The sequence below is a fragment of the Polaribacter septentrionalilitoris genome, assembly GCF_009832745.1.
GTDB lineage: Bacteria > Bacteroidota > Bacteroidia > Flavobacteriales > Flavobacteriaceae > Polaribacter > Polaribacter septentrionalilitoris.
In genome coordinates this window covers 95,649-120,245 of the sequence record NZ_VRMJ01000005.1, presented here as the reverse complement: position 1 = coordinate 120,245, position 24,597 = coordinate 95,649, and the positions used below count along the sequence as shown (strand labels likewise).

23 protein-coding genes are annotated in these 24,597 nt (G+C 30.9%); 10 read left to right on the top strand and 13 right to left on the bottom strand.

All coding sequences use genetic code 11. The features are described 5' to 3' along the window. Positions 1–122: 122 nt before the first annotated feature. Positions 123–773 (top strand): porin family protein, encoded by a 651-nt coding sequence (locus FP421_RS00990; RefSeq protein ID WP_236548000.1) that lies wholly within the window; start codon positions 123–125, stop codon positions 771–773. Here the strand turns inward: FP421_RS00990 and FP421_RS00985 are convergent. The 10 genes from FP421_RS00985 to rplM all read right to left on the bottom strand — a co-directional run bounded on the left by FP421_RS00985 (position 768) and on the right by rplM (position 11,008). Then, positions 768–1,367, bottom strand: coding sequence for a hypothetical protein (locus FP421_RS00985; RefSeq protein ID WP_236547999.1), 600 nt, complete (start codon positions 1,365–1,367; stop codon positions 768–770). The genes FP421_RS00990 and FP421_RS00985 overlap by 6 nt on opposite strands. Next, positions 1,367–2,824: an RNA polymerase factor sigma-54 gene (gene rpoN, locus FP421_RS00980; protein WP_159946701.1), complete on the bottom strand. Its 1,458-nt coding sequence runs from the start codon at positions 2,822–2,824 to the stop codon at positions 1,367–1,369. Before rpoN ends, FP421_RS00985 begins: the two co-directional genes overlap by 1 nt. A 24-nt stretch (positions 2,825–2,848) precedes the next feature. After that, entirely contained in the window at positions 2,849–4,282 is a 1,434-nt protein-coding gene (asnS, locus tag FP421_RS00975; RefSeq protein ID WP_201288774.1) for an asparagine--tRNA ligase, read from the bottom strand. A gap of 88 nt (positions 4,283–4,370) precedes the next feature. Continuing rightward, positions 4,371–6,746 (bottom strand): efflux RND transporter permease subunit, encoded by a 2,376-nt coding sequence (locus FP421_RS00970; protein WP_159946697.1) that lies wholly within the window; start codon positions 6,744–6,746, stop codon positions 4,371–4,373. A gap of 82 nt (positions 6,747–6,828) precedes the next feature. After that, positions 6,829–7,383, bottom strand: coding sequence for a ribosome recycling factor (gene frr / locus FP421_RS00965; RefSeq protein WP_159946695.1), 555 nt, complete (start codon positions 7,381–7,383; stop codon positions 6,829–6,831). 25 nt (positions 7,384–7,408) lie between these two features. Then, positions 7,409–8,119: a UMP kinase gene (gene pyrH, locus FP421_RS00960; RefSeq protein ID WP_159946693.1), complete on the bottom strand. Its 711-nt coding sequence runs from the start codon at positions 8,117–8,119 to the stop codon at positions 7,409–7,411. 114 nt (positions 8,120–8,233) lie between these two features. After that, positions 8,234–9,199, bottom strand: a complete 966-nt coding sequence (tsf, locus tag FP421_RS00955; protein ID WP_159946691.1) for a translation elongation factor Ts — start codon at positions 9,197–9,199, stop codon at positions 8,234–8,236. A 47-nt stretch (positions 9,200–9,246) separates the two neighbouring features. Further along, the gene (gene rpsB, locus FP421_RS00950) at positions 9,247–10,029 is read right to left on the bottom strand and encodes a 30S ribosomal protein S2 (protein WP_159946689.1); all 783 of its coding nucleotides are present in this window, start codon (positions 10,027–10,029) and stop codon (positions 9,247–9,249) included. A gap of 137 nt (positions 10,030–10,166) precedes the next feature. Further along, complete coding sequence (gene rpsI / locus FP421_RS00945) at positions 10,167–10,553, bottom strand: 30S ribosomal protein S9 (protein WP_159946687.1); 387 nt, start codon at positions 10,551–10,553, stop codon at positions 10,167–10,169. Beyond that, a complete protein-coding gene (gene rplM, locus FP421_RS00940) occupies positions 10,553–11,008 on the bottom strand; it encodes a 50S ribosomal protein L13 (RefSeq protein ID WP_159946685.1) in 456 nt (151 codons plus the stop codon). Before rplM ends, rpsI begins: the two co-directional genes overlap by 1 nt. A gap of 384 nt (positions 11,009–11,392) precedes the next feature. Between rplM and FP421_RS00935 the strand changes: the two genes are divergently transcribed. From FP421_RS00935 to FP421_RS00915, 5 genes are all read left to right on the top strand, one after another. Continuing rightward, positions 11,393–14,023 (top strand): DUF5916 domain-containing protein, encoded by a 2,631-nt coding sequence (locus tag FP421_RS00935; RefSeq protein WP_159946683.1) that lies wholly within the window; start codon positions 11,393–11,395, stop codon positions 14,021–14,023. Positions 14,024–14,365: 342 nt separating this feature from the next. Continuing rightward, a complete protein-coding gene (locus FP421_RS00930; protein WP_159946681.1) occupies positions 14,366–15,193 on the top strand; it encodes a prephenate dehydratase in 828 nt (275 codons plus the stop codon). Further along, the gene (locus FP421_RS00925) at positions 15,190–16,332 is read left to right on the top strand and encodes a pyridoxal phosphate-dependent aminotransferase (RefSeq protein ID WP_159946679.1); all 1,143 of its coding nucleotides are present in this window, start codon (positions 15,190–15,192) and stop codon (positions 16,330–16,332) included. Before FP421_RS00930 ends, FP421_RS00925 begins: the two co-directional genes overlap by 4 nt. Further along, positions 16,329–17,180 carry a prephenate dehydrogenase gene (locus tag FP421_RS00920; RefSeq protein WP_159946677.1) on the top strand — a complete coding sequence of 284 codons (852 nt, stop codon included), beginning with the start codon at positions 16,329–16,331 and terminating at the stop codon, positions 17,178–17,180. The genes FP421_RS00925 and FP421_RS00920 overlap by 4 nt, the downstream gene beginning before the upstream one ends. A gap of 85 nt (positions 17,181–17,265) precedes the next feature. Next, positions 17,266–18,348 (top strand): bifunctional 3-deoxy-7-phosphoheptulonate synthase/chorismate mutase type II, encoded by a 1,083-nt coding sequence (locus FP421_RS00915; protein WP_159946675.1) that lies wholly within the window; start codon positions 17,266–17,268, stop codon positions 18,346–18,348. 61 nt (positions 18,349–18,409) lie between these two features. Here FP421_RS00915 and FP421_RS00910 read toward each other — a convergent pair whose 3' ends face one another. Next, complete coding sequence (locus tag FP421_RS00910) at positions 18,410–19,057, bottom strand: hypothetical protein (RefSeq protein WP_159946673.1); 648 nt, start codon at positions 19,055–19,057, stop codon at positions 18,410–18,412. A 104-nt stretch (positions 19,058–19,161) separates the two neighbouring features. Here FP421_RS00910 and rsgA point away from each other — a divergent pair, with 104 nt between their 5' ends. From rsgA to FP421_RS00895, 3 genes are all read left to right on the top strand, one after another. Next, the gene (gene rsgA, locus FP421_RS00905) at positions 19,162–20,127 is read left to right on the top strand and encodes a ribosome small subunit-dependent GTPase A (protein WP_159946671.1); all 966 of its coding nucleotides are present in this window, start codon (positions 19,162–19,164) and stop codon (positions 20,125–20,127) included. A 3-nt stretch (positions 20,128–20,130) separates the two neighbouring features. Then, positions 20,131–20,583, top strand: coding sequence for a D-aminoacyl-tRNA deacylase (dtd, locus tag FP421_RS00900; RefSeq protein ID WP_159946669.1), 453 nt, complete (start codon positions 20,131–20,133; stop codon positions 20,581–20,583). 113 nt (positions 20,584–20,696) lie between these two features. After that, the gene (locus tag FP421_RS00895) at positions 20,697–21,341 is read left to right on the top strand and encodes a YceI family protein (protein ID WP_159946667.1); all 645 of its coding nucleotides are present in this window, start codon (positions 20,697–20,699) and stop codon (positions 21,339–21,341) included. A gap of 172 nt (positions 21,342–21,513) precedes the next feature. Here FP421_RS00895 and FP421_RS00890 read toward each other — a convergent pair whose 3' ends face one another. Continuing rightward, a complete protein-coding gene (locus tag FP421_RS00890) occupies positions 21,514–21,969 on the bottom strand; it encodes an Lrp/AsnC family transcriptional regulator (RefSeq protein ID WP_159946665.1) in 456 nt (151 codons plus the stop codon). A gap of 152 nt (positions 21,970–22,121) precedes the next feature. On the opposite strand from FP421_RS00890, the gene FP421_RS00885 reads away from it, so the two are divergent. Beyond that, on the top strand, positions 22,122–23,321 hold the full coding sequence (locus FP421_RS00885) for an aminotransferase class I/II-fold pyridoxal phosphate-dependent enzyme (protein ID WP_159946663.1): 1,200 nt from the start codon (positions 22,122–22,124) through the stop codon (positions 23,319–23,321). Between the two features lie 230 nt (positions 23,322–23,551). Here the strand turns inward: FP421_RS00885 and FP421_RS00880 are convergent, their stop codons facing one another. Further along, the gene (locus FP421_RS00880; RefSeq protein ID WP_159946661.1) at positions 23,552–24,574 is read right to left on the bottom strand and encodes a metal-dependent hydrolase; all 1,023 of its coding nucleotides are present in this window, start codon (positions 24,572–24,574) and stop codon (positions 23,552–23,554) included. Positions 24,575–24,597: the final 23 nt, after the last annotated feature.

Genomic DNA, 24,597 nt, shown 5'->3' with positions numbered 1-24,597 from the left:
GATAATTCTAACGGATTATCCTTTTTTTATTTTTAAATATTTCTATTTCTTTTTTAAATTATGAAATATTGTATATTTAACTAACGTTAAACAATATGTATAGATTATATCTTTTTTTTAGTATGCTTTTACTATCCTTTAGTTTGTATTCTCAAAAGGATTCATTACAATTTGGTGATCGTTACGCAGAAGATCAGATTTACGCATCAATTTCTTATGCACAGTTCTATGACCAACCTAGTTCTATATCTAAGAGTGGTTTTTCTTTTTCTTTGTCATCAGGATTTATAAAAGACTTTATTCTAAATAAAAAAGGAAATCTTGCTTTTGCATTTGGTTTAGGTTATGGATTTGACTCTTTTAATCACGAATTAAAAGTATCACAAGTTAATAATTCAATTGTGTTTAGCAGCGACAATTCAATAACTGATAATGCCTTTACATCTCATAATTTAGAAATTCCATTAGAAATTAGGTGGAGAACTTCTACAGCAAAAAAATATAATTTTTGGCGTATTTATACAGGTATTAAGTTCTTATATAATATCTCGAACCAATTTAAATACACAGATACTAATGCTATACCATTTGTTTTTAAGAATATTGAAAATTATAGAAAGATTCAGTATGGTCTAACTTTATCTGCAGGATATGATGAGTTTAATATTAATGTTTTTTATGGGTTAACACCAATCTTTGAAAACGTAACCATAAATGGTGAACAAATCAATACTAAAATTTTAAAATTTGGATTAATCTTTTATATACTATAGAACATAATTTACTATAAATGGTGATATAAATCCAAATAAAAAACCCAAATAAACCTCTGTTCTTGTATGTGCTTTTAAATGTAATCTGGCACTTCCTAAAAGTCCAGAAACCAAAAAGCATATGATTACAACTAATGTAAATGAGTGACTATATTTAGAACTCATCATTAAAAAAAATCCAGTAGATATTCCCAGGGATAATAAGTGAATACTCACTTTTAGTTTGAAGGCAAAAAATATGTAAATGATAGTTAACCCTAAACTTGTTGCATAGAAAAGTATACCTAAATCAGTAATATCAGCGGTACCTAAAAGTGTGTTGCCTAAAAGATAAAAGAGAATTATCATCATTGCTATAGGAATTTTTCTCTCTCTAATACTTTCTGCGTAATAAGAGTCAATCATTTTTAGTCTTTTAAAAAGAACAAGAATTAATAAAGGAATGATATAAGTTGTAATAAAAACAAGTCCTAAAACGGCCAACCTTTGATCACTATTAAAACTATTTCTAATTAAAAAAAAGTAAATAAACACCCCAACTGTTGGTATTACAATTGGATGTAAGATTACTGATAAAAATTTATAAAATTTCACTAAATTTCTTTTCGTAAACGAGCCACAGATATGTCTAGTTGCTCTCTATATTTTGCTACAGTTCTTCTTGCAATTGGATAGCCTTTTTCTTTTAAAATAGCTGCAAGCTTCTCATCAGTTAAAGGTTTTTTCTTATTTTCTTCTGCAATTACTGTTTCTAGTATTTTCTTTATTTCTCTTGTAGAGACATCTTCACCTTGGTCATTTTTCATTGATTCTGAGAAGAATTCTTTAATCAATTTTGTCCCATAAGGTGTAGAAACATATTTGCTGTTAGCTACTCTAGAAACCGTTGAAACGTCCATGTTTATTTGATCTGCAATATCTTTTAAAATCATTGGTTTTAACTTACGTTCATCACCAGTTAAAAAATAATCATATTGATAATGCATAATCGAATTCATGGTTACCATTAAGGTTTGCTGACGTTGTTTTATGGCATCTATAAACCATTTTGCAGCATCTAATTTCTGTTTGATAAAAAATACGGCATCTTTTTGAGATTTACTTTTTGTTTTAGACTCTTGATAGCCTTTTAACATATTGTTGTATTCTCTTGATATATGCAATTCTGGAGCATTTCTAGAATTTAGAGTCAAATCTAATTCGCCATCTAAAATTTTAATGGTAAAATCAGGTACAATTTGTTCTGCAATTTTGTTGTTTCCAGCATAAGAACTCCCAGGTTTTGGGTTTAATCTAGCGATTTCTGAATTGATTTCTTTCAACTCATCTTCAGAAATATTGAATTTTTCCATTAACTTTTTGTAATGTTTTTTTACAAAATGATCAAATGTATTTTCAAGAACTTCTATAGCTAAACTTCTGGTTTTATTGGTTTCTTTTGCTTTAAGCTGAATAATTAAACACTCTTTTAAGTCTCTAGCACCAACACCAATGGGATCTAAAGAATGCACTACTTTTTTTAAAATTTCAATTACTTTTTCTTCAGTTGTAAATACGTTTGCAGTAAAGGCTAAATCATCTACCAAATCTAAAATATCTCTTCGTATGTAGCCACTATCATCAATACTACCTACTAAAAATTCTGCAATTGATTTTTCTTCTTCGTTTAAAGAATAGGTATTTAATTGATTTTTTAAAGATTGATGAAAGCTAGTTCCTGCTGCGTAAGGAACATTTTTTTCTTCATCATCTGCTGAGTAATTATTTGCTTGTGTTTTGTAAGAAGGAATCTCATCATCACTCAAATATTCGTCTATATTTATGTCTTCAGCTTCAATTTTTTCATTTCCAGTATCGTCAAAGTCATCAGAAAAATCATCGTCAAAATCATTGTTTTCCTCCTTGCCAGTATCTAATGCAGGATTTTCTTCAATTTCTTGCTTTAGACGTTCTTCAAAAGCCTGTGTTGGCAATTGAATTAACTTCATCAACTGAATTTGTTGAGGAGATAATTTTTGTAAGAGTTTGTATTGTAAACTTTGCTTTAACATAAACTTAAATATACAAAAAATCGATTAAAACTCTGCGTTTTGAGGAGTTCTTGGAAAAGGAATTACATCTCTAATATTACTCATTCCTGTTGCAAATTGCACCAATCTTTCAAATCCTAAACCAAATCCTGAATGAACTGCGGTTCCAAATTTTCTTAAATCTAAATACCACCACAAGTCTTCTTCAGGAATATCTAAAGCTTTCATTTTTTCTACCAAAACATCATAACGTTCTTCTCTTTGAGAACCTCCAACAATTTCTCCAATTCCTGGAAACAAAACATCCATAGCTCTTACCGTTTTTCCATCGTCATTCAAACGCATGTAAAATGCTTTGATGTTTGCTGGATAATCAAATAAAATTACTGGACATTTAAAGTGCTTTTCAACTAGAAAACGTTCGTGTTCAGATTGTAAATCTGCTCCCCATTCATTAATAGGAAATTGAAATTTCTTCTTTTTATTTGGTTTTGAATTACGTAAAATATCAATAGCTTCAGTATAGGTAACTCTCTTAAAATTGTTGTCAACTACAAACTTTAGCTTTTCAAGCAAACTCATTTCACTTCTCTGCGCTTGTGGCTTGCTTTTTTCCTCCTGAGTTAAACGTTGATCTAAGAAGGCTAAATCGTCTTTACAACTTACTAAAATAGAATTGATAACATATTTGATGAAATCTTCAGCCAAATCCATATTACCATCTAAATCCATAAAAGCCACCTCTGGTTCTATCATCCAAAATTCTGCTAAATGGCGAGTTGTATTTGAGTTTTCTGCTCTAAACGTTGGTCCAAAAGTATAAGCTTTACCCAAAGACATCGCAAAAGTTTCTGCTTCTAACTGACCAGATACTGTAAGATTAGTTTCTTTACCGAAAAAATCTTTTGAATAATCTATGTTTCCGTTTTCATCAATAGGAGCTTCATTGTCCTTAAAGTTGGTAACTCTAAACATTTCTCCAGCACCTTCAGCATCAGAACCAGTAATTATTGGTGTATGAACATAATTAAAATCTCTTTCTTGAAAGTATTGGTGTACCGCAAATGATAATTTAGAACGTACTCGCATTACTGCACTAAATGTGTTTGTACGCATGCGTAAATGTGCATTTTCGCGCAAAAATTCGAAACTATGCTTTTTAGGTTGTATTGGGTATTCATCTGGATTTGAATCACCTAAAACTTCAATTTCTGAAACTTGCACTTCTACAGATTGCCCTCTTCCTTGACTTTCGGTTAAGGTTCCTTTTACAGCAATTGCTGCACCTGTATTAATTCTTTTTAAAGTTTCTTCTGGTGTGTTTTCAAAATCGAGTACACATTGTATATTTTTAATGGTAGATCCATCATTTAAAGCAATAAAACGATTGCTTCTAAAGGTTCTTACCCATCCTTTTAAGGAAATTTCTTGTAATAATAATGTTTCATTATTTAAAACCTCAACAACGCTTGTCTTCATCATTTTTAAAATATTTGAATTGAAAGAGTAAAGATACTTTTTTGCTTCAAGATTAACAATGAAGAAATGTCAATAATACGATAAAGTTTTATTCTTTTGTTTTTTCCTCTTTTGGGGGGATAATTCTAATTGCTGGTTCTTTAAATACTTTTTTATTTGCAATTTTCTTTTCGAAAGTTAAGAGTAAGGATGGTAACAACAATAAGTTAGAAACCATTGCTAACAGTAACGTAACAGAAACCAATCCACCTAAAGCAATTGTACCTCCAAAACTAGATAAAGTAAACACCAAGAAACCAAAAAAGAGTACAATTGAAGTGTAAAACATACTCACTCCAGTTTCTCTTAAAGCAGCATAAACAGAAGTTTTTACACGCCATTTATTGGATATTAATTCTTGTCTGTATTTTGCTAAAAAGTGAATGGTATCATCTACAGAAATACCAAAAGCAATACTAAATACTAATATGGTAGATGGTTTTATTGGGATGTCTAAAAAGCCCATTAAACCTGCTGTAATTAATAGCGGAAGTATATTTGGAATTAAGGAAATAAAAATCATTTGTGGTGATCTAAACATCCAGGCCATAAAAATAGCAATTAAAAAAATGGCTAATGAAAGTGAAATCACTAAATTCTTAATCAAATAGTTGGTTCCTTTTATAAAAACTAAGGCTTTTCCGGTTAAAGAAACATCATATCTGTCTGATGGAAATTCTTTCGCAATCACTGATTTTAATCGATCTTGAATAATATCCATTTTATCAGTTCCAATATCTTTCATATAGGTGGTTATTCTAGCATAACGTCCTGTAGAATCTACAAAGCTTTTTAACATTCCTGCATCACTATTTGAATTTTTAGTATAGGCAAAAATGTAACTTTGTTCTTGTCTTGTTGGTAACTGGTAATATTTAGGATTTCCTCTGTAATAAGCTTGTTTAGAGAATTTTACTAAGTTGGTGACAGAGATTGGTTTAGAAAGTTCAGGAAAAGTTTCGATGGCTTCATTCAATTCTTCCATCTTTTTTAAGGTAGATAATTTCATCACACCTTTTTCCTTTTTAGTATCAATTAAGATCTCTAAAGGCATAATGCCACCAAACTCATTTTCAAAGAACTTAATGTCTTTGTAAAATTGTAAACTCTTTGGCATATCTTCTATCAAACTTCCAGAAACTCTAATTTTATACACACCAATAATCCCTGCAATGATTACAATTACAGTAGCAAAATAAATGGTAATTCTTTGGTTTCTTACCATTCTTTCCATCCAATCTACTACATTTTCAATCCATCTTTTTTCAAGGTGATTCAAATGTTTTTTCTTTGGTAATGGCATAAAACTATAGATGATTGGAATAATCAACAACGCCAAAATAAAGATACTGATGATGTTTACTGATGCTAAAATACCGAACTCACGTAATAAGTTACTTTTTACAAAAACAAAGGTTGCAAAACCAGATGCAGTAGTAATGTTAGTCATTAAAGTAGCGTTACCAATCTTAGAAATTACACGTTGTAAAGACTTTGCTTGATTACCGTGTTTTTTAACTTCTTGTTGATATTTATTGATAAGAAAAACAGCATTAGGAACTCCAATAACAATGATTAAAGGTGGAATCAAAGCCGATAAAACTGTAATTTCATATCGAAACAAACCAATAAATCCGAATGCCCAAGTAACCCCAATCATTACTACTAAAAGTGTGATAAAAGTAGCCCTGTAAGACCTAAAAAAGAAAAAGAAAATTAAAGCTGTAATTCCTAAAGCACCAACAACAAATAGTAAAATTTCATCTTGTATATTTTGAGCATTTAACGTCCTGATATAAGGCATTCCAGAAATACGAACATCAATATTGTTATCTTTTTCAAATTTTTCTATTTCAGGAATTAAGGTCTTAAAAATGAAATCTCTACGTTGTGGTGTATTAATGATTTCTTTTTTAATATAAATGGCAGTTTGTAAAGTTCCGGTTTCTTTATTGAATAGAAGGTTATCGTAAAAAGGAAGTTTTTCAAAAAGTTGTTTTTTAATATTTTCAACCTCTTTAGAAGTTTTTGGGGCTTCTTCGTATAAAGGTTCTAAAATAAATTTCCTTTTTTTTCTATCTGCTTTTAATTTTTGAACATCAGCAATAGAAACTGTAAAATCGATTTCGTCTAAATCGTCAAATTTTTTAACTAAGTTATTCCAAGCATTAAATTTTTTAGGAGTAAAAACTGTTGAATCTTTAACTCCAAGAATCACCAAATTCCCTTCTTCTCCAAAGATTTCAAGAAATTTATTGTATTGTTGATTCGCTACATGATCTTCTGGTAATAAATTGGCTTCTGTATACGAAAATTTCATATACTTCATTTGTGAAGCTAATAAGCCAGTAATAATTGCAATACCTAACAAAACCAAATATCGGTTTCTTAAGATAATACCAGCAACTTTTGTCCAGAAGTTCATTTAGAGAGTTTTACAAAAAGTGATGTGAAATATAAATAGTGCTTTAAAAAGAAAAGAGTGTTTAAAACACTCTTCACATATTTTAGATGGTTAAAATTTCTTTTTCTTTGGTGGCTAATTTATCATCAATGAGTTTGATGTATTTGTCTGTTAGGTCTTGTACATCTGCTTCAGTATTTTTTAATAAATCTTCAGAGATGTCCGCTTTTTTCAAATCGTTATTTGCTTCTTTACGCGCATTTCTTACACCAACCTTAGCATCTTCAGCCTCAGCTTTCGATTGTTTTGCTAAGTTTCTTCTTCGTTCCTCAGTTAATGGTGGAACGTTAATCATAATTACATCACCATTATTCATTGGGTTAAAACCAAGATTTGCAATTTGAATTGCTTTCTCAATTTCTTGCAACATATTTTTCTCCCAAGGTTGAATACTTAATGTTCTGGCATCAGGAGTATTTACATTAGCTACTTGTGCTAGCGGAGTTTGAGAACCGTAATAATCTACCATAACAGTGCTTAACATTGCAGGAGTAGCTTTACCAGCTCTAATTGTTTTTAATTCTTTTTCTAAGTGGCTGATGGCTTTATCCATCGCTTCTTTAGCAGTGTCTAAAATAAATTCAATTTCTTCGTTCATCTTTGTTTCTTTTAAAAGATTCTAATTATTGATTATCAACAACAGTACCAATTTTTTCTCCAGATAATAACTTTAATAAGTTGCCTTGAGTGTTCATGTCAAAAACAATAATTGGTAGTTTATTTTCTTCACTTAATGTAAAAGCAGTCATATCCATAACCTTTAGGCCTTTTTCAATAACTTCTTTAAAAGTGATGTTTTCAAATTTTATTGCATTTTTATCTTTCTCAGGATCAACATTGTAAATTCCGTCAACACGAGTTCCTTTTAAGATAGCGTCTGCTTGAATTTCAATAGCTCTTAAAACAGCTGCAGTATCAGTCGTAAAATATGGATTTCCTGTTCCTGCACCAAAAATAACTACACGTCCTTTTTCTAGATGTCTAATGGCTTTTCTTTTAATATAAGGCTCAGCAACTTCTTTAATTTCTAAAGCAGTTTGTAAACGAGTATGAACATCTTCATCTTCTAAAGCACTTTGCAAAGCTAAACCATTAATACAAGTGGCTAGCATTCCCATATGGTCTCCTTGCACACGATCCATACCGTTTGCAGCACCAGCAACGCCTCTAAAAATATTTCCACCACCAATTACTATGGCAACTTCTATACCTTTATCTACAACTTGTTTAATTTCTTTAGCGTACTCAGAAAGACGTTTAGGGTCAATACCATATTGTCTTTCTCCCATTAAAGCTTCTCCACTTAATTTTAGCAGTACTCTTTTATATTGCATAGTCTATTTTGAAAGTTGTGCAAAATTACCATTTTTTTTTGAGTTTCCTTTTTTTTGATAAATAAAAAAACCTCGCAAATTTGCGAGGTTTTTAAATATTAGTTTTAGGAATAATTATCCTAATGTAACTCTTTTAAAAGTTGTTACTTCAACATCACCATAGGTTTTTACGTATTCAGCAACGTTTTTCTTTTCATCTTTAATAAAAGCTTGGTCTAAAAGACATTGCTCCATATCTAAAGTAGTGTTGTCAGAAATGAATCTTTCCATTTTTCCTGGTAAAATTCTATCCCAGATTTTTTCTGGTTTTCCTTCAGCAGCTAATTCAGCTTTTGCAGCTTCTTCAGCTTTTGCTAAAACTTCATCAGTAATTTGAGACATAGAGATGTATTGAGGTACATTTTTTAATGTTTTACCTAATCTACCTAACTCAATATTATCTTTTTCGATCACTGCAATTCTTGCTTCAGTTTCTGCAGCAACATAAGCAGGGTCAAAATCTTTGTAAGATAAAGTTGTAGCTCCCATAGATGCAACTTGCATTGCAACATCTTTTGCTAAAACCTCAGCATTATCTACAGCAGCAGATAAACCTACTAAAGCAGCAATTTTACCAATGTGAGTATAAGCACCAACATAAGCAGCTTCTATTTTTTCGAAAGCAGTTATGTCTAATTTTTCACCAATAACACCAGTTTGTTCAACCAATTTATCAGCAACAGTCATACCATCAAAATCAGCAGCTAAAAACTCTTCTTTAGTAGAGTAGTTTAATGCGATATCAGCAAATTGACCTCCTAAAGCAACAAACTTTTCGTTTTTACCAACAAAGTCAGTTTCACAAGCTAAAACAATAGCAACACCTTCTGTTTTTGTATCGTTAATTCTTGTTACTGCAACACCTTCTGTAGATTCTCTATCAGCTCTTTTTGCAGCAATTTTCTGACCTTTTTTACGTAAAATATCGATTGCTTTGTCAAAATCACCTTCTGCTTCTACTAATGCCTTTTTACAGTCCATCATACCAGCTCCAGTTGCTTCTCTTAATTTTTTTACGTCAGCAGCACTAATTTTTGCCATTTTTTTAATCGTTTTTAAGAAACTTAGTTTCTAATTATGTATTAAAATTATTTTTTTTCTTCAGTTGCAGTTTCTGCTGCTTCAGCCTTAGGAGCTTCCTTTTTTGGAGCTTCTTTAGCTTCTTTTGCTTTTTCTTTATCAGCTTTTCTTTCTGATAAACCTTCAGCAATTGCATCAGTAACAAAACCTAAAACTTTGTCTATAGATTTAGAAGCATCATCATTTGCTGGAATTACAAAATCAACCTGTCTTGGGTCAGAGTTTGTATCTACCATTGCAAAAATTGGAATGTTTAATTTTTGAGCTTCAGCTACAGCAATATGTTCTTTTTTGATGTCGATTACAAATAATGCACCTGGTAAACGAGTCATATCAGAGATAGAACCTAAATTCTTTTCTAATTTTTCTCTTTGACGGTTAATTTGTAATTTTTCTCTTTTAGATAAAGCATCAAAAGATCCATCAGTCTTCATTCTATCAATAGAAGCCATTTTCTTAACAGCTTTTCTAATAGTTACAAAGTTGGTTAACATACCTCCTGGCCATCTTTCTGTGATGTAAGGCATATTTACTGCTTTTGCTTTTTCAGCTACGATATCTTTAGCTTGCTTTTTTGTTGCAACAAATAAAATTTTACGTCCAGAGTTAGCAATTTTTTTCAACGCTTCTGAAGTTTCTTCTATTTTAGCTGCAGTTTTATACAAATCGATGATGTGAACACCGTTACGCTCTGTATAAATATAAGGAGCCATATTAGGATTCCACTTTCTAGTTAAGTGACCAAAGTGTACTCCACTGTCTAATAATTCTTGAATGTTAATGTTTGCCATTTTTTTAAATGTGTTTACTTTCTGTTTTTTGAAATCAATGGTTAAGTAGTCTTTCGAGTCTTAACCATTTAGATACTAAACTGTTAATTAATAAATAATAACAGTCTCTTAAAAGTAATCCTGAGCTTGTCGAAGGATTAACGTTTAGAGAACTGGAATTTCTTACGTGCTTTCTTCTGACCGAATTTCTTACGTTCAACCATTCTTGGGTCACGTGTTAATAAACCTTCTGGTTTTAAGACTGCTCTATGTTCTTCATTAATAGAAACTAATGCTCTAGTAATGGCTAAACGAATAGCTTCTGCTTGTCCTGTTATACCACCACCATAAACATTAACTTTAATGTCATAAGACGTTAAGTTCTCTGTTAACATTAATGGTTGTTGTACTTTATATTGTAAAGTTCCTGTAGTAAAGTAACTTTTATAGTCTTTTTTGTTTACTGTAATATCACCTTTACCTTCAGTAAGATAAATACGTGCTACAGCAGTTTTTCTTCTACCGATTTTGTGAACTGTATCCATTATTTATAATCGTTAAGGTTAATAGCTTTAGGTTCTTGACCTGCTTGTTTGTGCTCTGAACCTGCATATACATACAAGTTTCTGTATAAAGCGCTACCTAATTTGTTTTTTGGTAACATTCCTTTTACTGCTTTTTCGATTAATCTTGTAGGATCTTTCTCAAACATTTCTGTTGCAGTTAACGATCTTTGACCTCCTGGATAACCTGTGTGTCTGATATATGATTTATCAGTCCATTTTTTACCAGTTAGGTTAATTTTTTCTGCGTTGATGATAACCACGTTATCTCCACAATCTACGTGAGGAGTATAATTTGGCTTATATTTACCTCTAATTAGCTTTGCTACTTTAGAAGCTAGACGACCCAACGTTTGCCCGTCTGCATCAACTAAAACCCACTCCTTGTTTACGGTAGCGCTGTTTGCTGATACTGTTTTGTAACTTAATGTGTTCATAATTACACTTTTAGTCTTTGTTCTTTATTAATAATATAACTTTTCCTTAAAAAAGGAGTGCAAATGTATCGCTTTTTATTGGTTTGACAAATAGTAAGTTAGATTTATTTCTTGGGTCTAAAATCAATTTACAGATAGTTCAATTGTAAAATGTAAAACGTTAAATATTTTTAGCAGATATCTCTTTATCGTTCTATAAAAATAATAAAAATGAGTTTTTTGTGAATAATTGATAAATAGTGATGTGTTTTTCTAAGGAGAATTATGAGATTCAAATAATATCATAAAAATTATTAACAAAAAGTTAAGAAAATAGAAAGTTACTTTTGTACACCAATTAAACAATTCAATTTTTTGTTGACAATTTTAACACTAACCAATTAAATGCAACATAGATTCCTTTTAAATTTTTTAATAATATGCTTTATTTTTTCAACAAAAATAGGTGCACAAGAAATTATAGAAAATAAAATACCAAAACGAATTTACACCACAAAACCCCTAAAAAAAGTACCTAACATAGATGGTGATATCTCTGAGGATGCTTGGAATGTTGTAGCATGGTCATCTAGCTTTACACAAAAAGAACCCGATGAAGGAAAACCACCTACATATCAAACAAAATTTAAGGTAATGTATGATGCTAAATACCTCTACATTGCCATAAGAGCTTTTGATGATGAGCCAGAATTGATTCAACAACGTTTAAGTAGAAGAGATGGTTTTCAAGGTGATAGAGTAAATGTAATTATAGATAGTTATCATGATAAAAGAACAGCCTTTGTGTTTACAACAACTGCTGCTGGAGTAAAAGGAGAAGAATTTGTTTCTCAAAACGGAAATAATTGGGATGATAGCTGGAACCCAATTTGGTATACAAATGCTAAAGTTGACGACAAAGGTTGGACTGCTGAAATGAAAATTCCTTTTAGTCAATTACGTTTTGGAAAAGCCAAGGAACAAATCTGGGGTTTTAATGTAAATAGAACCATATTTAGGTTGCAAGAGCGTTCACTTTGGCAAAGAATACCTAATGATCAAGCAGGTTTTATTAGTGAGGCAGGAGAATTACATGGGTTAAAAAATTTAGTGTCTCAAAAGCAATTAGAAATTCAGCCTTTTACGGTTTTACAGTACGATAAATACCCAGCAGAAGTTGGAAACCCGTTTAGAACAGGTAAAGATTTTAAAGCAAATTTTGGTTTGGATGCAAAAATCGGAATTACAAATGATTTAACATTAGACTTGACCGTAAACCCAGATTTTGGACAAGTTGAGGCAGATCCTGGTGCCATTGCCTTAGATGGATTTCAAATTTTTTTTAGAGAACAGCGTCCTTTTTTTGTAGAGAACAGCAATATTTTTGATTATGAATTTGCTAATGGAAGTGATAATCTGTTCTACAGTAGAAGAATTGGAAGAAACCCTCATAGAAATGCAACGTTAACCACAGGAGAATTTGCCAATGAACCTCAAAATTCAAGGATTTTAGGAGCTGCAAAATTCTCTGGAAAAACAAGAGATGGTTGGTCTATTGGTGTTTTAGAAAGTGTAACAGGAAATGAGTATGCAGAAATTAGACAAACTGATGGTGGTACAAGAGAGCAAATTGTAGAACCTTTAACCAATTATTTTGTGACGCGCGTTCAAAAAGATTTTAACGAAAGAAATTCATTTATTGGTGGAATTTTCACAGCCACAAATAGACATTTAAATGGCGACTTTAATGAACTTCACAAAGCAGCTTATACAGGTGGAATTGATTTTCAACACAATTGGAAAAACAGAGAATATTTTTTAGAAGGTAATGTAATTCTTAGTCACGTTCAAGGAAGTGCAGAGGCTATTAAAGCCACTCAAGAAACATTGCGTCATAATTTTCAACGAACTGATGCAACTCATGTTTCTGTAGATCCTAATAAAACTTCATTGTCAGGTACAGGAGGTAGAATAGAAATGGGTAAAAATGGAGGTGGAAATTGGAGATATAATGGAGGTTTGATTTGGCGTTCACCAGAATTAGAATTGAATGATGTTGGTTTTTTAAGAAGAACAGATGAAATCATTCAGTTTGGTAATTTAAATCATTTATGGCAAGTACCCACAGAAACATATCGAAACATAAGAGCAAGATTTGAACAATCTACATTTTATGATTTTGGAGGTAATCTAAATAGAGTTCGTTTTGAATTGAACGGAGAAATAAGTTGGATTAACAATTGGTGGACTGAAGGAGGTTATGGAATAAGTACTAACTATTTTGATAACTTTTATTTAAGAGGTGGTCCACGATTTAGAAGGCCAGATACTGGTTTTTGGTATGCTTTTTTTGGATCTGATAGAAGTAAACTATTTAGTTTTACCTTAGGGTATTCAAATAGGCATTCATCTGAGAATGTTGTGGCTAGAGATCGTTTTGTAATTCGCACCAATTATCAACCTACAGATGCATTAAGTATGTCTTTAAATATTGAGTATGCAAATTTATACGACAGAACTCAATATGTAGATGATAAAAGCTTTAATGGTAATACAAGATATATTTTGGGAAGAATTCAAAACCAAACCTTAACCACTACTTTACGACTAAATTATAGCTTTACACCAAATATTTCTTTACAATTTTATGGGCAACCTTTTATATCTAAAGGAGAGTTTACGGATTTAAATTATGTGAATAATCCTACTGGAAAAAGTATTAACGATAGGATTTCTGTGTATGATAATAATCAAATTAGTTTACAGAATGATGATTATTTCATAGATGAAAATAGAGATGGAACAATAGATTATAGTTTTGAAAACCCAGATTTTTCTTTTGTACAGTTGCAAACAAATTTAGTGGCAAGATGGGAGTATATACCAGGTTCTGAATTGTTTTTGGTATGGTCTAGAGGCTCTGTGGGTAGTGCTGCTATTTCAGAAGATTTAGTAGATGCAGTTTCAGATCAAGTATTTAATGCGCCTGCAAATGATACTTTTTTAGTAAAATTTACCTATCGTTTTAGAAGATAGAAGATTCTTAATAAATTAAAAAGAGCATAAGCATTCTTATATTTTAAGAATCAATTGTTTGTTTTATTAATAATTTGATGGATTAATCCGTAAAAAATTAACAATAATTGCCATTTTGTCAAATCTTCTATAAAAAATAGATTTTAATTTGTGTATCTGAATTTAATCTTTAGATTTGTCGTTCAAAACAAAGAGCATTAAGATGTTAAATAACAATTTTACTCGTTTCTATTTTTACTTTTACTTTTTTAGTAAAAGAAGAGACTTTGTATCATATTGTTAAGAAACAAATAAAATATATAAAGTCTCGAATTTACTTCGAGGCTTTTTTTTTGATTTTAAATGAATAAAATTATTGCCATACAAGGAGCTGAAGGCTCAAATCATCATAAAGTTGCACGCGACTTTTACGGAGACAATATTCAGTTAAAAGAATGTATGTCTTTTGATGTTTTGGTAGATAGTCTGCTAGATAAATCTGCAGATTTAGGTGTGATGGCTTTAGAAAATACCATTGCAGGTTCAATTATACCCAATTATGCGTTAATAGATAAGCATAATTTACATATCATTGATGAAGAATATTTAAATATTCACCATCACTTAATGGCTTTAAAAGGGCAAAATATTCAAGACATAAAAGAAGTTTGGTCACATCCAATGGCATTATTACAATGTAAAGATTTTTTTAAAAATTACCCTCACATTAAATTGGTGGAAGATGTTGATACTGCTGAAGTAGCTAAAAGAATTTCAAAAGAAAATTTAGTAGGTATTGCAGCAATTGCCCCAAAAATTGCAGCAGAAATTTTTGATTTGGATATTATCGAAGATGAAATTCAAACCATTAAAGATAACTCAACAAGGTTTGTAATTGTGCAAATTACTGAACCAAAAAACGGAATTGATCAAATTAATAAAGCATCATTAAAATTCCAATTAGATCATAAAAGAGGTAGTTTAGCTACAATTTTAAACGTTTTGAGCGATTGTAAAATGAATTTAACCAAAATTCAATCACTACCAGTGATAGAAACACCTTGGAAATACTCATTTTTTGTAGATATCACTTTTGAGGAATATAAAGATTACCAAAAAGCAGAGTCAATTATAGAAATAATGGCAGAAGAATTCAAGATTTTAGGAACATACAAAAATGGTAGAAAATGATTAAGGCTGCCAAAAGATTAGACACAGTTCAAGAATACTACTTCTCTAAAAAATTAAGAGAGGTTAGAGGTTTAGCTGCAGCAGGAAAACCAATCATCAATATGGGTATTGGTTCTCCAGATTTACAGCCACCAGCAAAAGTTTTAGAAGCAATTTCTAATAGTTTGGGTGATGCAACAGCACATAAATACCAGTCGTACCAAGGATTACCAGAATTAAGAAATGCAATAGCTACTTTCTATAAAAGTAAGTTTTCAGTAGATGCTAATCCAGAAAATGAGATTTTACCTTTAATGGGAAGCAAAGAAGGAATTATGCATATTTCTATGGCTTTTTTAAATGAAGGTGATAAAGTATTAATTCCAAATCCTGGATATCCAACCTATACTTCAGTAACAAAATTAGTAGGCGCAGAACCTTTATTTTATAATTTAAGTGATGCTACAAATTGGCAACCCAATTTTGAGGAATTAGAAAATCAAGATTTAAGTGAAGTTAAAATAATGTGGGTAAATTATCCGCATATGCCAACTGGTACAGATGCAACTTTAGCAACTTTCGAGAAATTGATTGCTTTCGGAAAAAAACATCAAATTTTAATCATCAATGACAATCCATATAGTTTTATTTTAAATGATAATCCTATTAGTATTTTACAAGTTGAAGGAGCTAAAGACATTGCTTTAGAGTTAAATTCTTTGAGCAAAACCTTTAATATGGCAGGTTGGAGAGTGGGAATGTTATTAGGAAATGCAACTTTTATCAATGAAGTTTTAAAAGTAAAATCTAATATGGATTCTGGGATGTTTTACGGAATTCAAAAAGGAGCAATAGAAGCCTTACAATTATCAGATGATTGGTTTTTAGAGCAAAATAAAGTATATGAAGAACGTAGAAAACTCATTTGGCAATTGGCAGATAAGTTAGATGCGAAATACGATACAAATTCAACAGGATTATTTGTTTGGGCAAAAATTCCAGAAGGAAAAAAATCCACAGCAGTTACTGATAAAGTGTTGTATGAAAATGATATTTTCATCACACCAGGAACTATTTTTGGTAGTCAAGGAGAAGGGTATATACGATTTTCATTGTGTGTAACATCAGAAATAATTAAAGAAGCAATATCAAGATTATGAAAAATATCTATATGATTGGTATTGGTTTAATAGGTGGTAGTTTTGCTATCGACTTTAAAAAACACAATCCAGAAGTTGTAATTCACGGAATTAGTAGAAAAGATGAAACGTTAAATAAAGCGTTGGAATTAAACTTAATTGATAAAAAAGCAACCTTAGAAGATTTAGAAAAAGCAGATTTGGTTGTGATTTCAATTCCTGTAGATGCAACCGTAAAATTATTGCCAACGGTTTTAGATAAAATATCAGATAACACATTAGTTGTTGATGCTGGTTCAACAAAAGAAGCCATTTGTAAAGTAGTTGAACATCATAAAAGAAGACGTAATTTTTTAGCTTGTCATCCAATTGCTGGAACAGAAAATTCAGGACCTACAGCAGCCATTTCTGGCTTATATAAAGGGAAAACGAATATTATTTGCGAAGTTGAAAAGACAACTTTTAAATTACAAGAAAAAGCTTTAGACCTTTTTAGAGCCATTGGAATGCGTATTCGTTACATGGATCCAGTTTCGCATGATAAGCATATTGCGTATGTTTCGCACCTCTCTCACATTAGTGCATTTATGTTGGGGAAAACAGTCATCAATAAAGAAAAAAATGAACGTGATATTTTTGATATGGCTGGTTCAGGATTTGCATCCACAGTGCGTTTGGCAAAAAGTTCGCCAGCAATGTGGACGCCAATTTTTAAACAAAATAAAGAAAACGTAATAGAAACATTAGAAGAATACATCAATAATTTACAACAATTTAAAGAGTTGATGCAGCAAGATAATTTCTCCGAAATTTTTAACGAAATGGAGAACACAAATTATATAAAACAAATTTTAAACGGCATAAAATAAGAAGCCACAATCGTTGAGTATCAAGTTAAGAGTACGTATGTCATTCTGAGCTTGTCGAAGAATCTCAACACAATTATTATTAAAAATGAAGAATACAAAAGAATTAAGAACATGGTTGGATGATATGAATTTGCCACATCCACTAGTAATAGCAGGGCCTTGTAGTGCAGAAACCGAAGAGCAGGTTTTAGAAATTGCACACGAATTAAAAGATTCTGATGTAAATTATTATAGAGCAGGAATATGGAAACCAAGAACAAGACCAGGAAATTTTGAAGGTGTTGGAGCTTTAGGTTTAGGTTGGTTAAAAAAAGTAAAAGAAGAAACAGGTATGAAAACCTGTACAGAGGTTGCTAACGCAGCTCATTGTAAATTAGCTTTAGAAAACGATGTTGATTTACTTTGGATTGGTGCACGTTCTACAGTATCTCCTTTTATTATGCAAGAAATCGCAGATGCTTTACAAGGTACAGATAAAATTGTTTTGGTAAAAAATCCAGTAAATCCAGATTTAGCTTTATGGTTAGGTGGTATCGAAAGATTATACACTGCAGGAATCAAAAACTTAGGAGCCATTCACAGAGGGTTTTCTACGTATGATAAATCTAAATATAGAAACAACCCAAACTGGCAATTGGCAATCGAATTCCAAGATAAATTTCCAGATTTACCATTAATTTGTGATCCATCTCACATTACAGGTAATAGAGAAATGATTCAAGATGTATCTCAAGTTGCTTTAGATTTAAACTTTGATGGTTTAATGATTGAAACACACACCAATCCAGATAAAGCTTGGTCTGATGCTGCACAGCAAGTAACACCAACAAAATTGAAATCAATTATGGAGGAGTTAAAAATCAAGAAAGAAACAGAAACTGCTTCTAGTTACAGAGAACCTCTAGAGAACTTAAGAGCTCAAATTAATGTGGTAGATGATCAATTGATTGAATTGTTAGGAAAACGTATGCAAGTTGCCGATAAAATAGGTGAACTTAAGAAAGATCAAAATGTTGCTGTTTTACAATCTAGACGTTGGAACGAGATTCTTGGCAATATGGTTTTAGAAGGTAATAATAGAGGTTTAAGTGAAGAATTTGTGTTAAAAATGTTTAAAGCCATTCATCAAGAATCTATAAATCATCAAGAAAAGATTATTAACGGATAAGATTATTGCAAACAATAATTAACGTTAAAAAAAGCGACTTATTTAAAGTCGCTTTTTTTATTTATTTTTTTTTGGTATATGAGAGTCTTCTTGAAGCCTTTCTCATTAATTTGTTTATTAAATCATCTGGACTACTTCCAATAGAGCCTCTTACTTTTTTGTTGTAATTCCAAAGTAAAATTCCATCTGTAGCATTATGAACATTCATGTTAACAACAGCGCTATTAGTAGTTCCCCAAAAACCAATAAGTACACCTAAGGCTACAGATGCTCCTTCAGACATTGGCTTGCTTGTTTCATAAGTTCCAGAAATTATTGCATCTACACCTAAAATTTTAGCTAATTCTTCTGGAGTATATTCAGATAGTTTTTCTTGTGTAATATTTTTTTTCCTTAGTAAAGCTGTAGTTTTTGTAGGATCTTGTACTTCTATAGAAGTAAGTTTGCCTCTTTTTTTTCTTTTTAAAAACCAGGAAAACATGGCAACTTGTATACTTTTACCTTCGTTAATTTCTAATCTTTTAAATTGTTCTGGTGTCATTTTCTCCATTTGCTTTGGTCTTAATTTAACAGTAGCTTTAAATGGTAAAATTCCTATAGATTTATGGTTTTTTGCAATTTCATCAAACTTAGGGTTTTCATAAAGACTAGTTTGAGCAATAATAGTTGAGCTTACAAGCAAAACAAAGAAAAAAATTTTCTTTTTCATAAGATGTATTTATGGTTTATTTTGGGCTAATATATAAATTTGGAAAGTAATATATGTATATAGCAGTAGTGTTTTTTTATTTAAAATTCTGCATCTTTGTAATAATGACAGGAGTTGTATATAAATCTACAGGAAGTTGGTATCAAGTAAAATCTAAAGAAGGAGTTTTTTATCAATGTAGAATAAAAGGAAAATTCAGAATTAAAGGCATAAAAAGTACCAACCCTATAGCAGTAGGTGATAATGTTGAATTCGAACTAGAAAAGAAAGGTGATGAAGAGATTGGCGTTATCAAAAGAATAAAAGATAGAGACAATTTTATAGTACGTAAATCTGTAAATCTATCCAAACAAACCCATATCATTGCTGCTAATGTAGACTTGGTTTTTTTACTGATTACTATAAATAATCCACCAACATTTACCGCTTTTATCGATCGTTTTTTAGTAACAACAAGAGCCTACAGAGTAGATACTGTATTGGTTTTTAACAAAATTGATGCTTACGAAATTGAGGAACGTGCAGAAATTTTATATCTAAAAGATATTTACGAAGCTATTGGATACACATGTTTAGAGGTTTCTGCTACTGAAAATAAAAATGTGGACGCCATAAAAGAATTGATGATTGGAAAAACATCAATGTTTGTTGGGCATTCAGGGGTAGGAAAAACCACTTTGGTCAATGCTATAGAACCCTCATTAGACTTAAAAACAAAAGAAATTTCTGAACAACATCAACAAGGGCAACATACTACAACTTTTGCAGAAATGTTCGATTTAAGTTTCGATGCCAGAATTATTGACACTCCAGGAATCAAAGGTTTTGGAGTGGTTGATATGGACAAATATGAATTAGGAGATTACTTTCCTGAGTTCTTTGAGTTAAAGCAATATTGTAAATTTAACGATTGCTTACATCTTAAAGAACCACAATGTGCAGTAAAAGCAGCTTTAGAGGATGAAGAAATTTCATGGTCTAGATACAGAAGTTATCTGCAAATTTTAGAAGGTGAGGAAGAAACAGAACACTATAGAACAGATATTTGGAACGAAGAAGAGGAGGATTAGATTATGAAAGTTGTAATTCAAAGAGTTTCAAAAGCAAGCGTTACTATTGATAGTGAAAAAATAGCATCAATCCAAAAAGGATTACTCATTCTTTTAGGAATAGAGAATGAAGACCATCAAGAAGATATTGATTGGTTAGTTAGAAAAATTAGTAATCTTAGGATTTTTAACGATGAAAATGGAGTGATGAACAAATCACTACTAAACATTGATGGGGAAGTAATTGTTGTTAGTCAATTTACATTACATGCATCCACCAAAAAAGGAAATAGACCCAGTTACATAAAAGCAGCAAAACCAGATATAGCTATTCCTTTGTATAAAAAATTCATATCAACCTTAGAAAAGGAAACTTCTAAAAAGGTACAAACAGGAGAATTTGGTGCAGATATGAAAGTAGAACTGCTCAATGATGGTCCAGTTACCATCATCATCGACTCCAAAAATAAAGAATAACCCCAATTTTGTTAAAGTTCTACTAAAAAACAATAAAATACTTCCCAAGGGAAATAAATTAACCATATATTTGCCATGGAAAATAAATTTAAAAACTAATTAAATTAAGTAAAATGAAAAAAATAATATTATCATTAGTAGTTGTTGCCTCGGTTTTAACAGCTTGTAAAAGTGAGAAAAAAGATAAAGTAGTAGAAACTAAAAAAGAAGCAAAAGTAGAAGTTACTGTTGCTGATTTAAACAATGTAGATACAGCTACTTCAATTTTAAATTGGAAAGGATCAAAGCCAACAGGAACTCACAATGGAACAGTGATGATTAAAGATGGTGATTTATTAGTTGAAGAAGGTAATGTTAAAGGAGGAGAATTTGTAATAGATATGAGTTCTATTAAAGTTTTAGACATACCTGCTGAAAAAGAAGGAAATGGAAAACTAGTAGGACATCTAACAAGTCCAGATTTCTTTGATGTTGCAAAATACCCAACTTCAAAATTCGTAATTACCAAAGTTGAAGATAAAGGAGATAAAATTCATGTTACAGGTAACTTAACCTTAAAAGATGTAACTAAGAGTATTACAATTCCTGCAACTGTTTCTACAGAAGGTGGAGTAACCACTTTTTCAAGTGAAAAATTTATGGTAAACAGAGCAGATTTTAATGTAAAATATGGTTCTAAATCATTCTTTGACAACTTAAAAGATAAATTTATCGACGATAACATGGAGTTGTCTTTTGTTGTAAAAACTAAAGCTTAAAATATGAAACCTCAAAAAATAGAAAGACCAAAATGCGGATGTGGAAATACATCAGACAAAGATGGATTCTGTGATGGATCTCACGCAACTAAGTCTTAAAAATCTAAATTCAAATTTAGAATCAATTCAAATTCAATTACCTAAGCCCAAAACTTAACGTTTTGGGCTTTTTTTATATGATTATTGAAGATGTATTCTTAACTTCTTCAATGGCAAAAGTGCTATGAGTGCTGCCAATATATTTTATCGCAGTTAATTTGGTAACCATAAAATCTCTGTATTCATCCATATCTTTTACATATATTTTTAAAATATAATCGTAATCGCCACTTACATGAAAGCATTCTGATACTTCTTCTAATTTTAGAATTTCACGTTCAAAAGTAGTGACAAACTCTTTAGAATGTTGAATCAGTTTAATATGACAAAACACCAAAAAAGATTTCTCAATTTTATTTTTATTGATGAGTGCCACGTACTTTTTTATAATCCGCTCTTTTTCTAATTTTTTGATACGTTCATAAACTGCAGTTACCGATAAATTCAATTGTAAAGACAACTGTTTTGTAGTCTGTTTGCAATCATTTTGTAATAAATTGATAAGCTTTTTATCTGTAGTATCTAACATTGTAAATTTTCTAAAAATGGATGATTATGACACTTAAATTAGTTTTTTAAATTAAATAGTAATTCAAAATTAGAAAAAAAATCTAAATTATATAGTTTTGGTTGATTAATTTTCTAATGAAGTTTACTTTTGTGTGATAAAACACAAGTATTATGAAATTCAATCCAGCAGAAAAAATTCAAGATTTACAATATTTTGGAGAATTTGGAGGTGTAAATCCTTCTATTTCAGACTCATCAACCTACACGTTTTTATCCGCAAAAACAATGTTTGATACATTTGAAGGAAATGCTGACGGTTGCTATTTATATTCACGTCATTCATCACCATCAAACCTATATTTAGGCGAAGCCTTAGCAGCAATGGAAGGTACAGAAACTGCAAATGTTGCAGCATCAGGTATGGGAGCTATAACTCCAGTTTTATTGCAATTATGTAATGCTGGAGATGAAATTGTTTCGAGCAGAACTATTTATGGAGGAACGTATGCATTCTTAAAAAACTTTACGCCAAAACTTGGAATAAAAACAAAATTTGTTGATATCACAAAATTAGCTGTTGTAGAAAATGCAATTACAGCAAACACCAAAGTTTTGTATTGTGAGTCTGTCAGTAATCCGTTATTAGAGGTTGCTGATATCAAAGGATTATCAGTTTTAGCCAAAAAATACAATTTAAAATTAGTGGTAGATAATACCTTTTCGCCATTGTCAATCTCTCCTGCAAAATTGGGTGCTGATATTGTTTGCCATAGTCTAACAAAATTTATCAACGGTTCTTCAGATACGGTTGGAGGTGTGGTTTGTGGTACGCAAGAATTCATCAATGATTTACGAAATGTAAATGATGGTGCAAGCATGTTGTTAGGTTCAACAATGGATAGTTTACGAGCAGCATCTGTTTTAAAGAATCTCAGAACTTTACACATCAGAATGAAACAACACAGTTATAATGCGAATTATTTGGCTGAAAAGTTCCAAAATGATGGATTAAAAACAGTGTATCCTAGTTTAGCATCTCATCCTTCTCATGAACTCTTTAAAAGTATGATGAATACAGAATATGGTTTTGGTGGAATGCTAACTATTGATGTTGGGTCTTTAGAAAAAGCCAATGAATTGATGGAGTTAATGCAACACAATAACTTAGGTTACTTGGCAGTAAGTTTAGGGTTTTATAAAACCTTATTTTCTGCTCCTGGAAGTTCTACTTCATCTGAAATCCCTGAAGAAGAACAAAAAGAAATGGGTTTAAGTGATGGATTGATTCGATTTTCTATTGGGTTAGATAATGATATTGAACGTACCTATCAAATGATGAAAACGTGTATGGAACAAGTAGGGGTTTTATAAAATTATTCGAGCGTTACCACGCAAAAAAGCGTGGTCAGGCTTTCCGCTATATCTTTTTTCTGAAAATGAAAAAAGGATGCCGCTTCAATCCTTAACGCGTATAGAAAACTCAAAAAGGAAGTTATTAAAAAAATAGTAATTTCAGACCTTTCAGGTTTTTAAAACCTGAAGAGTCTTTTCTTTTATATAATTACAATTATGTTCTCTATGTTTCTATGTGGTTAAAAAAACTAAATACCTTTAATTTGTTCAATAAACTTGCTAAAATCTTCTTTGTTTGGAGGAGTTCCATCAAAAGGCAGAATATCCCATTTTCCATTTTCAAAAAAGATGGTGAAATTAAAAACTGATGTGCTTGGATCTTCAGGATTTAACATTGGGTAACGTAAATCTACATACCTATACGTACCCACTTTTTCTTTTTTAGAAAGATTGTAATAATGATTACTAAACCAAGCTAAGGTTTGTAAATTATCATCAGACATATCTATCAAATCGTGATTTTTTTCAACAGTAATCATATTTTCTGCAACATTATTTTTGTCTAACAGAGAATAAAAAGCCAAGTGATATTGGGTTTTGGTTTCTGCAACAGCATACCATAAAATGTTATTTAAAATTGTAGGTTGAGCAGAAAAACGCTGATAAGAAATGTTTGCTTTTTTAAAAGATGTATTAAAAACGGAATCTATATATAACTTATTAAAAATGGTAAAAACCATATAGGCACTGCTAATGTAAATTCCGGTTTTTAACCACCAAGTTCTACGAGTTTTAGTTCTTTTAAAAAACATCATAATAATCAAACAGATTAAAAACGGAACTGTATATAAAGGGTCTACAACAGAGATGTTATTAAAGGCAACTCTGTAATCTGAAAAAGGAGCAAATAATTGTGTACCATAAGGTGTAAAACAATCTAAAAGCGGATGTGTAAAAATGGATAAAAAGAAGAGCCATATCCAATTTTTTTGAGTTGTTGTGTCTTTTCTTTTTCCTGTATTATAAAGCTTATAAGTTACCCATCCAAAGAGAAAACAACCTAAAACTGCAAAGAGAATAGAATGCATAAACCCTCTGTGAAAAGCCATGGCTTCTATTTCATTATTGTAGAACCAGCGCCCAACAAAAACATCTAAATCTGGAATTGTACCTCCAATTGCGCCAAATAATAATGCCTTGTTTCCAATTTTTTTACCAAGTGCAATCTCACCACAAGCAGCACCCAAAATAATTTGAGTTAAAGAATCCATTCTCGCAAAAGTAAGTTATCAGA

Excerpts from the sequence above, each read along its gene's own strand:
- FP421_RS00915 (WP_159946675.1), top strand. The coding sequence starts at position 17,266 with ATGAAGAATACAAAAGAATTAAGAACATGGTTGGATGATATGAATTTG.
- FP421_RS00935 (WP_159946683.1), top strand. The coding sequence starts at position 11,393 with ATGCAACATAGATTCCTTTTAAATTTTTTAATAATATGCTTTATTTTT.
- FP421_RS00895 (WP_159946667.1), top strand. The coding sequence starts at position 20,697 with ATGAAAAAAATAATATTATCATTAGTAGTTGTTGCCTCGGTTTTAACA.
- asnS (WP_201288774.1), bottom strand. The coding sequence starts at position 4,282 with ATGAAGACAAGCGTTGTTGAGGTTTTAAATAATGAAACATTATTATTA.
- FP421_RS00990 (WP_236548000.1), top strand. The coding sequence starts at position 123 with ATGCTTTTACTATCCTTTAGTTTGTATTCTCAAAAGGATTCATTACAA.
- rpsB (WP_159946689.1), bottom strand. The coding sequence starts at position 10,029 with ATGGCAAACATTAACATTCAAGAATTATTAGACAGTGGAGTACACTTT.
- FP421_RS00920 (WP_159946677.1), top strand. The coding sequence starts at position 16,329 with ATGAAAAATATCTATATGATTGGTATTGGTTTAATAGGTGGTAGTTTT.
- rsgA (WP_159946671.1), top strand. The coding sequence starts at position 19,162 with ATGACAGGAGTTGTATATAAATCTACAGGAAGTTGGTATCAAGTAAAA.
- FP421_RS00930 (WP_159946681.1), top strand. The coding sequence starts at position 14,366 with ATGAATAAAATTATTGCCATACAAGGAGCTGAAGGCTCAAATCATCAT.
- rpsI (WP_159946687.1), bottom strand. The coding sequence starts at position 10,553 with ATGGATACAGTTCACAAAATCGGTAGAAGAAAAACTGCTGTAGCACGT.
- FP421_RS00970 (WP_159946697.1), bottom strand. The coding sequence starts at position 6,746 with ATGAACTTCTGGACAAAAGTTGCTGGTATTATCTTAAGAAACCGATAT.
- FP421_RS00885 (WP_159946663.1), top strand. The coding sequence starts at position 22,122 with ATGAAATTCAATCCAGCAGAAAAAATTCAAGATTTACAATATTTTGGA.
- FP421_RS00890 (WP_159946665.1), bottom strand. The coding sequence starts at position 21,969 with ATGTTAGATACTACAGATAAAAAGCTTATCAATTTATTACAAAATGAT.
- rpoN (WP_159946701.1), bottom strand. The coding sequence starts at position 2,824 with ATGTTAAAGCAAAGTTTACAATACAAACTCTTACAAAAATTATCTCCT.
- FP421_RS00910 (WP_159946673.1), bottom strand. The coding sequence starts at position 19,057 with ATGAAAAAGAAAATTTTTTTCTTTGTTTTGCTTGTAAGCTCAACTATT.
- frr (WP_159946695.1), bottom strand. The coding sequence starts at position 7,383 with ATGAACGAAGAAATTGAATTTATTTTAGACACTGCTAAAGAAGCGATG.
- rplM (WP_159946685.1), bottom strand. The coding sequence starts at position 11,008 with ATGAACACATTAAGTTACAAAACAGTATCAGCAAACAGCGCTACCGTA.
- tsf (WP_159946691.1), bottom strand. The coding sequence starts at position 9,199 with ATGGCAAAAATTAGTGCTGCTGACGTAAAAAAATTAAGAGAAGCAACT.
- pyrH (WP_159946693.1), bottom strand. The coding sequence starts at position 8,119 with ATGCAATATAAAAGAGTACTGCTAAAATTAAGTGGAGAAGCTTTAATG.
- dtd (WP_159946669.1), top strand. The coding sequence starts at position 20,131 with ATGAAAGTTGTAATTCAAAGAGTTTCAAAAGCAAGCGTTACTATTGAT.
- FP421_RS00880 (WP_159946661.1), bottom strand. The coding sequence starts at position 24,574 with ATGGATTCTTTAACTCAAATTATTTTGGGTGCTGCTTGTGGTGAGATT.
- FP421_RS00925 (WP_159946679.1), top strand. The coding sequence starts at position 15,190 with ATGATTAAGGCTGCCAAAAGATTAGACACAGTTCAAGAATACTACTTC.